The sequence below is a fragment of the Nocardia sp. NPDC127526 genome (assembly GCF_042672265.1).
In the GTDB taxonomy this organism is placed as follows: domain Bacteria; phylum Actinomycetota; class Actinomycetes; order Mycobacteriales; family Mycobacteriaceae; genus Nocardia.
Genome location: NZ_JBHXVO010000002.1, coordinates 340,310 through 353,457, shown reverse-complemented (window position 1 = coordinate 353,457; position 13,148 = coordinate 340,310). Strand labels below are relative to the sequence as shown.

The window sequence follows — 13,148 nt, the reverse complement described above, 5'->3', positions numbered from 1 at the left end:
GCGGTGCGAGCGGTGTGGTGGATCGCGGGCAAGGACTTGCGGCAGCGGCTGCGGGACCGCTCCGCGATCCTGCTGGCGGTGGTGCTGCCTTTGGCATTGGCCGGGATCTTCAAGCTGGTGGTCGGTTCGGCGGCGACTCCGCGCGCCTTCGACTACGCCGTGGCCGATCTGGACCATGGCCCGGCCGCAACGGCTTTCACCGCTGAGGTGCTCGGCGGGCCGGCGGCCGACGGCGTGCTCACGGTGCGCCGCGTGGATTCGCGCGCGGAGGCCGAGCGGCTGGCCGCGGACGGCTCCATCGACGCGGCCTTCGTGCTGCCCGCCGATTTCAGCGCCGCCGTGCGGACCCTGGCGCCCGCCGCGATCGAAGTCATCGGCAATGCGGACGCGCCGATCGGCGCGTCCCTCGCCCGTGCCCTGGCCGAGTCGTATACCGCTGAGCTGCAATCGGTCCGGGCCGCGGTGGCCGCAGTCGCCGCACAGCGCCCGCTGACCCCGGAGGAGGCCGGACAGGCCGCCGCGCGGGCCCGCGACACCGCCGCGCCGGTCGCGCTCACCGACGGCTCGGCGGCGGCCAAGGTGCTCGACAGCACCACCTACTCCGCCGTCGCCATGTCGGTGTTCTTCCTGTTCTTCACCGTGCAGTTCGGCGTCACCTCGATACTGGACGAGCGCGCGGGGGGAACCCTGCGCCGGCTGCTGGCCGCGCCCATTCCGCGCGGCGCGATCCTGGCCGGAAAGCTCACCGTCAGCGCACTGCTCGGGCTGGCGAGCATGGCGGTGCTGGTCGTGGCCACCTCCGTGCTGCTCGGGGCCCGCTGGGGCCCGCCGCTGGTCGTGGCCGCGCTGCTGACCGCCGGTGTGCTCGCGGCGACCTGCATCACCGCGGTCGTGGCATCACTGGCGCCCACCGCGGACGCCGCCGGGAACGCCCAGTCCGTGGTGGCGGTGGTGCTGGGCCTGCTCGGCGGGGCGTTCTTCCCGATCAGCGAGATCGGCGGGCCGATAGCGACAGTGAGCCTGGTGACGCCGCATGCCTGGCTGCTGCGCGGGTTCGGTGACCTGGCCGGCGGAGGAGTGGCCGATATCGGGCCCGCCGTGGCGGCGCTCGCCGGGTTCGCGCTCGTCGCCGGAGCCGTCGCCGCCATTCGACTGGGCAAGGTGATCCGGCTGTGAGAATCCCGAAACCACTCGCGCTCGCGGCCATCGACCTCCAGCGAAACTCCCGGCAGCGCAGCAACTATTTCTTCGTTTTCGCCTTCCCGATGCTGCTCATCCTGGTTCTGGGGATGGCCTACGGGGGCGGTTTCGAACCGCGGGTGGGCGTGCTGGTCGGCGGCGCCGGGCCGCGGGCCGAGCAGCTGGCGGCCGAGTTGCGGGCGGCCGACGGTATCGACGTGTATGTGATCGGCAGTGAATCCGATCTGGTCAGCCGGGTCGAGCACGGCGAACTCGAAGCGGGCGTGGTGATTCCGGCCGGTTACGACATTGCGGTGGGCGCGCCGTCGGACGCGGCCGAGGTCCGGTTCCTGGCGCGCCCCGGCATACGAGGGGAGCAGGTGCGTTCGGTGGTGACCGCGGTCGTCGTCCGGGAGGCGAGCATGCTGCGCGCCGCGCGCTTCGCCGCGGCTGAGACCGGCGCCGATTTCGCCGGCGCCGTCGCCGGTACCGAGGACGCCGCCGAGCGGACGCCGCGGATCAGCGTGCTCGCCCACAGCGCCGGCACCGCGGATTTCCCGGAAGAGCTGGGGCGCTTCGACACCGGTGCGAGTTCACAACTGGTGCTGTTCATCTTCATCACCTCCTTGACCACGGCGACCGCTCTCATCGAAACCCGCCGCCTGGGCGTCGCCCGTCGCATGCTCGCCTCGCCCACGCACGTCACGACGATCGTGCTCGGCGCGGCCCTGGGCCGCTTCGGCGTGGCGGTCGTGCAGGGCGCGTTCATCATGCTCGGATCGGCCCTGATCTTCGGGGTCCGCTGGGGTGATCCGCTCGCCGCGGTCGTTCTCATGCTGGCGTTCTCCCTGGCGGCCGCCGGTGCGGGCAAGCTGCTGGGCTCGACCATGCGTACCGTCCAGCAGGCCATTGCCGGCGGGCTGCTGCTCGGCCTGGGCTTCGCCGCCCTCGGCGGCACCATGATGCCGCTCGAGTTCTACACCCCGTCCGTGCGGATGCTGGCGCATCTGACGCCGCACGCCTGGGCGGTCGACGGCTATGCCGAACTACTGCGCCACGACGGCGGACTCGCCGATATCGCCACCGAACTCGGCGTGCTGTCGGCGGCCGCGTTGGTCCTGTTCGCGCTCGCCGCCCGGCAACTGCGGCGGTCGATCGTCGCGTGAACCCGAATCCCCACTCATCCCCACTCGAATTACCTTCGGCGACTGTGGTTCTACTGGAATATGAATCCGAAGAACGGCACGTTATCGTGCACACGCTGTCTGCTCACCACGCTCGTGACGGCCGGGCTCACAATGGGTTCCGCAGCCGTCGCCGCGGCCGCCGCCCCACCACCACCACCGAATTGCGCGGCGACGTTCAATCTGTTCATACCCGGTACCTGGGAAACCGACGAAAAGGCCGACCCGGCACGGCCCGTCGGCATGCTCGGGCCGATCGCCGAGGCCGTCGAACGCGAGCAGGGGGCCGAGTCGGAGATCTTCTTCACGCCCTATATCGCGCGCGCCTTCGACGACGGGCACACCTACGCCGACAGTAAGAACACGGCGATCCTCAATGCGGGGAATGTATTACGCGACTACTTCACGCGGTGCCCGGAGGCGTTGTTCACCATCACCGGGTACAGCCAGGGCGCCGATGCCGCCGGTGATATCGCCTCCGCCATCGGCAACAACCGGGGGCCGGTGCCCGCGGATCGGGTGCTGGCCGTCGGCCTGCTCTCGGATCCGGCGGCGGGGACGGCGGGTGAGACCGTGGTCGGGCCGCGTCCCGTCGGCACCGGTATCGCCGATCCCCGGCCGTTGGGCATGGGCGCGCTGACGGGCCGGGTGTCGTCGATCTGCCATCCCGAGGATCTGTATTGCGCGATCAGCAAGAGTGACAGTCCATTGTTCGGGCTGCTGGGCTCGGTGCTGAGCAAGACCTCCCGCGGTGCTGGGATATCGGATGAGCCGGGCGCGTTCACCGACAGCGCGTTCACTAACGGCGCATTCACCGATGCGACCGATTCAGCGGATACCGATCTGGGCACGCTGCTCGACGAGGGCATCGATATCGCGGAGTTCTATGCCTCCGGCGTGCACGGGGGATACGGATCCCTGGTGGTCGACCAATTGGGGCGCACGGCCTTGCAGTGGCTCGGCGATTGGCTGAACCGGCTGATCGGCAGCGCCACACCCGAATAGCGCCGAATGGAGAGGCCGGTCCCGAGGGACCGGCCTCTCACTGTGCTGCCGCCATTTCGACCGAATCGTATTGGCCGGCTCTATTTCCGGTCACCGTCGCCGAACGGCCAGTCCGCCTCCTCCTCGGAATCCGGCGCATCCACCGTCTGCTGCGCGGAACGATCGCCCAGGCTGCCCGGGTACAGATACTCCTCCGCCGGCCGCTCGGTGCCGTTCAGCCAGGCATCGAAGAAGCCGCTCAGATCCTCGCCGGTGCGGGATTGGAAGAACACCCGCAATTCCGGGATCGACGCATTGCCGTTGCGATGGCTTTCCGCGAAATCGCGGACGGCGGTGAAGAATACGTCATCCCCGATGGTCCGGCGCAGCGCGTGCAGGAACAGCGGGCCGCGGGAATAGACGGTGGTGAACTCATTGCCCTTGCCGGCGTCGTAGAGCGGTATCGACCAGATGTCGCGCTGTTCGGCGCGGGCGAGGGCGCGCAGGTAGATGGCGTCGGGATCGCGGTGGTTCTTCCGTTCCGGCCAGAGGATGTCGGCGGTGTAGCTGGCGAAGCATTCGTTCAGGCAGACATCGCGCCAGTCCTTCACCGACACCGAATTGCCCCACCACTGATGGGCGTTCTCGTGGACCACGGTATTCATATCCGTCCACGGCGCGTAGATGGGCCGGGTCTGGGTCTCCAGCGAGAAACGCAGATCGGTGTCCACATAGATGCCGCCACCGGATTCGAACGGATAGGAGCCGTACAGGTCCTGCAACACTGTGAGAACGCCCGGTAGCTGCTTCTCCAGCTTCTGCTTCTGTTTTGCCGCGTCGGGCGCGAAATAGCTTTCCAGATTCACCTTCTCCGACAGTCTCTGCTCGAGCTTGGTGAACTTGTCGATCGCGACCGTGGTCAGGTAGCCGATGATCGGGTCCTTCGCCTCCCAGGTGACGGTGTGGCCGCCCTCGGCGGGCACATCCCCGGTGCGGATCCCGTTCGATGCCACCTCCCAGCCGGTGGGCACCGTGGCGTGCACGGTGAACGTGGCCTTGTCCAGCGGTGTGTCGTTGAGCGGGTACCACGTTGTGGCGGAATGGGGTTCGCCCGCCGCGAACGCGCCGCCGGTCGGCGTGTAGGTCCAGCCGTTGCCCTTGGTATCGGCCGCGGTCCCGGCGTAGTCGACGACCACGGTGAACGATTGTCCTTGCGGCAGTGGCGCTCCGGGCGTGATCACGAGCTCGTGTTCGCCCTGCCGCTGGAACTGCGCGGGCGCGCCGTTGACGGCGACGGATTCGACCGGGGGACCGGCGAAGTCGAGATTGAAGGCGGACAGATCCTGGGTGGCCTTCGCCGTGACCGTGGTCGTGCCGTCCAGGTGATGGGTCGGCGGGTCGTAGTCGATGGCGACGTCGTAGTGGACGGCGTCGTATCCGCCATTGCCGTCCTGCGGGTAGTACGGGTCGCCGAGCCCGTCGGAGCCGGGTGTGGGGGAGGTCGTGCCCGCGGTGGTATCGGAAGCGTTGTCGGGCAGCGCGATCGCCGGCGCGGCCGTCAGCAGGCTCAGTGCGAGAGCCAGCGCGGAGGCGGAACGAAGGTGGATGGACATGGGACACAATCCCTTTCGCGAATCATCAAGAGGGGATGAGGCCGGGCGTCGCACCCCTGCGATGCGGCGCCCGGCCCCGAGAGCGGCGAAATCAGGCGGATACGTCGAGCGACGGCATCTTCACGGCCTTCGTGGCCTTGACCACCTGCGCGCAATCCGCGGCGGTCGTGCCCGCGACATTGTTCTGCACATTGGTCCGGCACGCGGTCGCCAGCGTGCTGCTCAAGGTCGAATAGGTGGCGTTCGACGACAGCAGGGTCTGCGCCGTGAAGTACAGCTGCGACGCCTTCTCGACGCCGATTCCGGAAACGGTTTCACCATTGAGGCTGCCGCCGTCGGTGATCAACTGCGCGGCCTTGTTGCCCACGCCGCTGTTGATGTGCACGAAAGCGCTCTGATTGCTTCCGCTGTACCAGTTCGGGCCCCGATAGGTATCGGGATCGCCGAGCGCGCCCGGATTGTTCATATCGCGGATGACGCCGAGGGAACTGCCCTCGCCCAGCTTCCAGCGGTTCTGCGGAGTATCGTCCGTGCTGCCGTTGGTGAGGTCGGTGAGTTCGCCGAAGATATCCGACATCGATTCATTGATCGCGCCGGATTCATTGCGATAGACCAGCCCGTTGACCCGTTCGGTCACGCCATGGGTGAGCTCGTGCCCGGTGATGTCGTCGGTGCTGACGCCCTCGCCGTAGGCCATCTGCTCGCCGTTCCAGAACGCATTGGCGTACGGGCAGCCCGGATCGCCGCTACTGGGGTAGGTGCAGACGCGGACGGTGGCGCGCAGCGCCTTGCCATTGCCGTCGCCGGTGTCGAATCCGATCAGGGCGGTCAGATCGCGCAAGGCGGTGTGCTGGGCATAGAACTTGTCGGTGTCACCGAGGAATTGGTAGATATTGTTGACATCGGCCACGGCGGCCGGGCCCTGGCCCTCGGTGCGGGCCGGTTTGATCGCGGAGGTCGCGCCGCATCGGACCGAGGAGTTCGACAGGCTGACAACCTTTCTCGCCGCATCGCAGACCACGCGGTTGATGTGCTTGGTCTCGCTCCACTTGTCGAGCACCTGATCGGTCTTGTTGGCGTCGACGAAGACCGACCAGGTCACCGGCTCGCCGTCCTCGACGGTCTCCCCGCCCTTGACCACCGTGACCAGATAGGCCGGGACGGCGACGCTGCGGGCATCGGCCACCGATGCGAGTTTCGGGTCGTACCAGCGGGATTCGGAGCCCGCGACGGTGAGCTGGTCGGCGGGCTGCCCGCTCTCGGCGGCAATGGCGGCGAGCGCGGTCTGCGCGGCGGCCTCCGGCGGGGCGCTCACATCGCCGGGGAACTCGCCCTGCGATTCCTGGGTCAGCGCGCCGGTGACCGAGATGAGCGCGCCGTCGGCGGCCAGTGACTGCGCCACCGAGGCGCCGTAGACCGGCACCGAGTTGATCTCCTGGCGCAACCGCACCGTGGAGCCCTCGCCGATCTCGAGCACCTGATCGACGACGAGATCGCCGACCGGCTCACCGCCGAACAGCTTTTCGACCGATTCGGCCTGCGCCTCCGCGGCGGCCGGGGCCTCGGCCGGGGTGCCCGGGGGAGCGGGCACCGGCGCCTTCGGCACCACCTGGGTGACCACGCCCTGCGGGTCGGTCAGCACCTCCTTCGGCGCGGACTCGAGATCGGAGCCCTCCGGCGCGCGCTCGGTTGTCGGCGCCTGCTCAGTGGTCGGTGCCTGCTCGGTGGTGGGGGCTTGCTCGGTTGTCGGAGCCCGCCCGGTGGTGGGCGCCTGCTCGGTGGTGGGCGCCGGCGGGGTGGTGGGCGCCTGCTCGGTGGTGGGCGCCGGCGGGGTGGTGGGCACCGTTTGGGTCGTCGGCGCGGTGGGCGAAACCGGGGGAGTGGTCGGCTGCTGGGCGAGGGCGCCGGTGCTGGTCGCGAAAACCGTTGCCGCGAAAGCGATCGCCGCGGTGGCGGTGAGGCGCTTCGCCCTTCGATTCATCGAATTCATATTCAAGTAGAACCATGTTCGAGGCGTTTTCCTCGACTGGGGATGACTGGGGAACACATTGTCCCGGAGCGCTTTTCGGGCAGAGAAATAGCGTAACCACGCAACCGTGAAAGGAGTTGCGCAGTTACGCTATATCGTTCGAATCAGCGCGCGCCTTCAACTGCGCAGGCGATCGCCGACCCGGGCCGCGAAATCCTGCCAGTTGGCCGCATTCTGCCGCGCCATATCGAGAATGAGGTTCAGGCAGTGCTCGGGAATGCGATCGGCCAGATCCACCGACTGCGTCGGCGTGCGCGGGCTGGCATCGAGCCAGCGCAGCAGCGTGCGTCCCGCCTCGGTGAGCCGCAGCGACGGATCACGGCGCAGGCTCTGCAGGACCGCCGCGGCGCACACGCGCTCCATCGGCGCCGGGGCGGGTGGCGTAATGCCCCCGCCGCCAAAGGTTTCGGTGCGTTCCTCGCGTTGCGCGGGCGTCTCGCGCACCCGCCGCATGCGCCCGTCGCGGCCGAGCCGCTGCCGGGTCTGGGGAACATCCCCAGACGACTGCTTGCGCACCGCGCCGACCGTCTTGTGGTCCAGGCCGGTCACCTCGGCGACCTTGCGATCCGACCAGAGCGGGTACATCCGCATGATCCGCAGCGCCGCCGCCTTGCGTTCGACCACCGAGAGCGGCAGGCCGTGCGTGATATTGGCCCGCACCGCCAGCACGAACGCCTCCTCCTCGGTGCCGTCGAAGAAGCGCGCTCGAATCATGGTGGCGCCCCTGGATTTCGCGGCTTGCAATCGGTGGGCGCCATCGATCAGCCGCATGGTTTGCCGATGCACGAGGACCGGCGGCAACTCGGTCTCGGCCCGCGCCAGCAGGTTCGTATGCCGGCCGTACTCCGTGCGCACACGCAGCGCACCACTGGTTTCTATCGAGTCGACGGGAATGTCGACGATCGGGTCCACACTCCCTCCCCTCGTCATGACAACGTCCGCGTCCAAACGGGTTTCGTTCACGGCGGTACTCTCCTGCTCCGAAGCTGCGATCACATTCCGTAGCCCATCCAGCACCCCCCTCACCGCCGACCCCGAACAGCTCGAAACAACGGCAATGATCGGGAGAGAAGACACCGCGCCGTGTCCGGTCAGTGAAGATCATCCGGTGCGGTCAGCAATATTTCACATTGGAACTTTCGCGGCAATGTTTCCGCGCGCGGGGATTCCCGCAAACCCTTCGACACCAGGGTTATTCGGTGAAGACATGACTGCATCGCGGCGACACGGATGCGCCGACTATCGGCGCGCAAAAGAATCGATCGGCGAGCCCGCGGACCGACTACAACTGCGTGACAGGATATCTCACTCCGGCCTACTCCCATTCCCATTCGCACAATTACTCTCGCAATCCGAACTGTGAAACGTTGCGGTAGGGCGTGCCGACAGGTTTCGGCGGCAGATCCGGCCCCGGTAGGGACCCGTTCCGCGGCAAGGGCATCGGCCTCGTGCCCACCCTCACGAGGTCCTCGAGGCTTGCCGCCGGACTCACACTTCGGTGGCGGACCGGATCGCGGTGAGCAGTTCGCTGGTGCACGTGGCGAGGTCGAAGCCGGGTTCGGCGGCCGTGCGGGCGATGACGCCATTGCGCAGTGACAGGATGAATCCGGCCATCATGTCGGTGTCGAAATCCCGGAATTCGCCCGCTCGTTGGCCGCTGGCCAGCAGGTCGGCCAGCTTCGCTCGATCCGAAGCCGCCAGGATGCCTGCGTTTTCGCTGTCGGGGGCAGCGGTCTGGATGCGCAGCATGGCCACCAGATGGTTGCGGTGCTCGCGCAGGAATTCGTTGTTCGCGACGATGAACGCCGCGAGCCGTCCGGCGGCGGTATCGGCCGCACTGCGGGCCACCACGAAGTCGGTGAAATCGGCCAGGACCGTACGCATCACCTCGTCGATCAGATCCTGTTTGCCCGCGAAGTGATAGGAGATCATCCCGGTGCTGCTGAGCCCGGCCCGGCGTGCGATTGCGGTGAAAGAGGCGCGGGCGTAATCCGTTTCGGCGATCGTGTCGATGGCCGCGTGCACGATCTGTGCCCGCCGGGCCTGCTCGGTCACGGTGAGCGCGTCACGTTTCCTGACTGCCACGACGCTCACAGCCCCCTGATCGCGAGCGCGAAGGCGTGCTGTTGCGGCGCAACCTCGGTCGGTAGCTCGACCAGCAGGTCGCCGCCGCGCTGCTGCCAGGTCAACGCGGGTGCGCCACCCACCAGGCCGACCGCGGCGCTGGCCGGGATGGTCAAGTCGCGCAGGCTGATCGCACCGGCCGGCTGATCGGCGAGGACGATCGCATAGACGGTGTCACCGCCGCTGGTGAATCGCACAGCCTGCCCGTCGGTCGTGGTGGTGGCGAACCGATCCCAGGCCACCGTGTCGTAGATCGCGGCCGAATTCCGTGCGAGCCAGGCGCCGAGCGTCCGCAGCGGCTCCCGCTGGAGCTCCGATATGCGGCCGTGTCCATCGGGCCCGACATTGAGCAGGAGATTGCCGCCCTTGGCGACCACGTCCGCGAACAGGTGGATCACCTCGGCCCCGGTCAGGGTGTCCGCGCTGGTCTCCTGGGCGTTGTACCCGAAGGACCGGCCCAGCCCCCGGGTGAGCTCCCACGCCTCGGACCGAACCCCGGTGGGCGGGGTGTATTCATGGGTCGCGAAATCGTAGTGAAAATCCTTGGGCGGGTCGGGGATCGGTTTGCCGAGCTTGCCCATCGCCCGCAGCGCCACGCCGATGAACCGCAGATACGCCGCACGGGCGAGACGATTCGCGGGCAACTTCGGCTGCACCCAGCGATCGTTCACGACCCCATCGGGCACGGCATCGTAATAGTGGGCCATGATCTCGTGCGGATCCACCTCCGCCGGCCAGCCCATATCGTTCCACAGGATCGACGGCGCATAGGAATCGATCAATTCCCGCCATTGCGCGGCGGCATAGCGCGCATACCCCGGCCCCAGCGCCTGATGCCGGATCAGATCGGTCAGGGTCCGTATCGGCGCGGTCCGGAAGGTCCAGTCCATCCCGCCGCAGTAGTAGAGGCCCATCCGCAGCCCCCGCTGCCGCACCGCCTGGGACAGATCACCGACGATATCCCGCGGCGAGCGATAATCACCCGCCGCATTCGGATTGCCGATCCCCTTCGGCCACAACGGATACCCATCGAGATGCCGTGACACCAGCACGACATACCGGGCACCCGCCGCGGCGAACAGCTCCGCCCATTCGCCGAAGTCCACCGCCCGGGCAGCACCCTCGAACTCGGGCCGGAATCCGGTGTACTCGAACCGATCCCCATAGGTGGCCGCATGATGAATCGCGGTGGGAGACCCCGGAACCCGCATCGAATTGAGGTACCACTCGGCATACGGGATCCGATCGGCCGTCGTCGCGCCGCTGGTGAGCGCACGCATGAACGCGGTGTAATCCGCGCTCCCACGCGCCGCGAAACCCGGAACCGAATACAAACCCCAGTGCACGAAGATCCCGAGCTTGGCACGCCGATACCAATCCGGCACCGGCCGCCCCGCCAGCGCCTGCTGATCCGGCCCGCAACTCATCGCCACTCCTCGGAGTCGTACGGTTCGCCCTGCGGCACCCGTTCTTGCTCGGGTAAGCAAAAATTAGCATACATGAGCAGCTGTCGCGGTGCCGTCGGGAAACCCGCTAACCCGTCCCATGGCCGGGGTGCAGGACGCGGTCGAGGCGGGCGGCGAGGAAGCCGAGGGTGGCCAGGGCGGCGACGGTGAGCAGATCGGCCGGGGAGAGGGGCTCGGTGTGCAGGAGGCTTTGCAGCGGTGGGAAGTAGAGGGCGGCCGATTGCAGTGCCAGGGCGGCGGTTACGGCGACCAGGAGCATGGGGTTGGCCAGGGAGAACAGGCGGGTGCGGGAGCCGAGGGCGACGCCGAGCTGGGTCGCGCCCAGGGCGAAGAAGGCCATGCTCTGCCAGGGGCGGTCGGTGTGCTGGGCCCAGACCGCGACACCGAGGGTGACGGCGGTCAGGACCAGGCCGATGCGCAGCACGCGCTGCCACAGGCCCGCGCCGAGAATGCTTTCGGTCGGTGGGCGGGGCGCGCGGCGCATGGTGTCCGGGTCGGCGGGCTCGCCGCCGAGGGCCACGCCGGGCAGGCCGTGGGTGAGCAGATTGATCCAGAGGATCTGGGCGGGAGTCAGCGGCAGCGGCAGGCCCAGGAGGGGACCGGTGAGCATGACCGCGATTTCGGCTGTGCCGCCGGATAATCCGTAGACCAGGAAGCGGCGGATATTGGCGTAGATCCGGCGGCCTTCCTCGACCGCGTGGACCACGGTGCCGAGCTCGTCGTCGGCGAGCACCAGATCGGCTGCCTGCCGGGCGACTTCGGTACCGCGCCCGCCCATGGCCACACCGATGTCGGCGCGTCGCAAGGCCGGTCCGTCATTGACGCCGTCACCGTTCATGGCGACGATCTGGCCGTCGTGGCGCAGTGATTCGATGATGTCGAGCTTCTGGCCGGGGGTGGCGCGCGCGTAGACCGTCGCGTCCGGAAGCCGGTCGGGATATGTGCGGCAGTCGATCACGGGCTCGCCGGGCCCGATGATCCCGGTGTCCATCGCGATCGCACGAGCCGTGCCGGGATGATCACCGGTGATCAGCAGCGGGCGAATGCCCGCGGTGCGGCACGCGGCGATGGTGCCGGCCGCGGCGGGCCGGGGCGGATCGAGGATCGCGATCAAGCCGAGCAGGCGCAGCCCGTGCTCGGGATCCTCTCCGGCGGCGGGCATGCCGTCCCGATCGCCCTGAGCGACGGCCAGCACCCGGAAACCGCTGTGCGCCAGTTCGTCCGCGCGATCGGCGGCGCGCCGCACGGCGGCCGGATCATCGTCGAGCACGGTGGGGTTCAACAGGGCTTCGGGAGCGCCCTTGCAGATGACGCGATAGCGGCCGTCGGGCAGCCGGTGCACGGTGCTCATGCGTTTGCGATCGCTGTCGAACGGGCGCTCGGCACAGCGCGGCGACCGGGCCAGCAGCGCGTCGCGATCCACGCCGAACCGGAAAGCCGCGGACAGCAGCGCGATTTCGGTGGGATCCCCCAGGAAGGTCGCTTCGCGGTGCTCGCCATCGGGCGGCATCGGATGCGCGTCGTTGCACAGCGCGGCCGCCGACAGCAGCCGCCCGGTCTCGCCGCTCGGCTGCGCGGCAATGGCGGCGTCGGCGTCCTCGAGCGTGAATTCCGTTGCCGGGGTCCAGATCCGGCGAACGGCCATGCGCCCCTCGGTGAGGGTGCCGGTCTTGTCGGTGGCCAGCACCGTGACCGCCCCGAGCGTCTCGACGGCGGGCAGCTTGCGGATCAGCGCGTGCCGCTCCGCCATCCGCCGCGCCCCGAGCGCCAGGCTCAGGGTCACCACGGCGGGCAGCGATTCGGGGACCGCGGCCACCGCGAGACTGATGGCGGTGACGGCCATGAGCTCCACCGATTCACCCCGGGCCAATCCGAGCCCGAGCACGATCAGGCACAGTCCGACGGTGACGGCCGCCAGCAGTCGGCCGACGTCGATCAGCCTGCGCTGCAACGGCGTCAGCCCCTCGTGCCGCTCGAGCAACCGCGCGATCCGGCCGGTGGCGCTGCGCGCGCCGATGGCGGTGACCACGGCCCGGCCGCGGCCCTTCACCACGACGGTCCCGGCCGACAGCGCGCGGTCACCGGTGATCGATTTGTCCACCGGCACCGATTCGCCGGTCAGGGCGGACTCGTCGACCAGCAGGGACATGCCCTCGGTCACCGTCGCGTCGGCGGCGACGATATCGCCCTCCGCGAGAACCAGCAGATCACCGATCACCACCTCGGCGGCGGGGATCTGCGCCTGCTGCCCGTCCCGGGTCACCCGCGCCGTGGGCGCGGTGAGCTGCGACAGCGCCGAGATCGCCCGGTCGGCCCGCAGCTCCTGACCCACTCCCACCGCGGTATTCACCACGACGACGAGCAGAATCACCGACATATCGGTCCAGTCGCCGATCACCGCCGTCAGCGCCGCGGCCACCAGCAACACCATGATCAGCGGATCGCGCAACTGGGTGGCGACGCGCTGCCACCACCGCACCGGCGCTGGCTGGGGCAGGATATTGGCGCCGTCGCGGGCCCGCCGGGTCGCCGCCTCGGCGGACGACAACCCGGCGAACGTGGAGGTCAC

Annotated in this window: 9 protein-coding genes; 3 read left to right on the top strand and 6 right to left on the bottom strand. The window is 68.6% G+C overall.

Translation table 11 applies throughout. The features are described from left to right. Nucleotides 1-3: 3 nt before the first annotated feature. From ACFVIV_RS04755 to ACFVIV_RS04745, 3 genes are all read left to right on the top strand, one after another. Nucleotides 4-1,176, top strand: coding sequence for an ABC transporter permease (locus tag ACFVIV_RS04755; RefSeq protein ID WP_379193426.1), 1,173 nt, complete (start codon nt 4-6; stop codon nt 1,174-1,176). Continuing rightward, nucleotides 1,173-2,345 (top strand): ABC transporter permease, encoded by a 1,173-nt coding sequence (locus tag ACFVIV_RS04750; protein WP_379193425.1) that lies wholly within the window; start codon nt 1,173-1,175, stop codon nt 2,343-2,345. Before ACFVIV_RS04755 ends, ACFVIV_RS04750 begins: the two co-directional genes overlap by 4 nt. 132 nt (nt 2,346-2,477) lie before the next feature. Next, a complete protein-coding gene (locus ACFVIV_RS04745) occupies nt 2,478-3,368 on the top strand; it encodes a cutinase family protein (RefSeq protein ID WP_379193424.1) in 891 nt (296 codons plus the stop codon). A gap of 80 nt (nt 3,369-3,448) precedes the next feature. Here the strand turns inward: ACFVIV_RS04745 and ACFVIV_RS04740 are convergent, their stop codons facing one another. From ACFVIV_RS04740 to ACFVIV_RS04715, 6 genes are all read right to left on the bottom strand, one after another. Continuing rightward, nucleotides 3,449-4,960, bottom strand: a complete 1,512-nt coding sequence (locus ACFVIV_RS04740) for a M1 family metallopeptidase (RefSeq protein WP_379193423.1) — start codon at nt 4,958-4,960, stop codon at nt 3,449-3,451. A gap of 91 nt (nt 4,961-5,051) precedes the next feature. After that, nucleotides 5,052-6,941: a M4 family metallopeptidase gene (locus ACFVIV_RS04735; RefSeq protein WP_379193422.1), complete on the bottom strand. Its 1,890-nt coding sequence runs from the start codon at nt 6,939-6,941 to the stop codon at nt 5,052-5,054. A gap of 165 nt (nt 6,942-7,106) precedes the next feature. After that, nucleotides 7,107-7,901, bottom strand: a complete 795-nt coding sequence (locus tag ACFVIV_RS04730; protein ID WP_379193421.1) for a ParB N-terminal domain-containing protein — start codon at nt 7,899-7,901, stop codon at nt 7,107-7,109. Nucleotides 7,902-8,477: 576 nt separating this feature from the next. Continuing rightward, a complete protein-coding gene (locus ACFVIV_RS04725) occupies nt 8,478-9,074 on the bottom strand; it encodes a TetR/AcrR family transcriptional regulator (protein ID WP_379193420.1) in 597 nt (198 codons plus the stop codon). 5 nt (nt 9,075-9,079) lie between these two features. Continuing rightward, a complete protein-coding gene (locus ACFVIV_RS04720) occupies nt 9,080-10,540 on the bottom strand; it encodes an alpha-L-fucosidase (protein ID WP_379193419.1) in 1,461 nt (486 codons plus the stop codon). 106 nt (nt 10,541-10,646) lie between these two features. Next, nucleotides 10,647-13,148, bottom strand: coding sequence for a cation-translocating P-type ATPase (locus tag ACFVIV_RS04715; protein WP_379193418.1), 2,502 nt, complete (start codon nt 13,146-13,148; stop codon nt 10,647-10,649).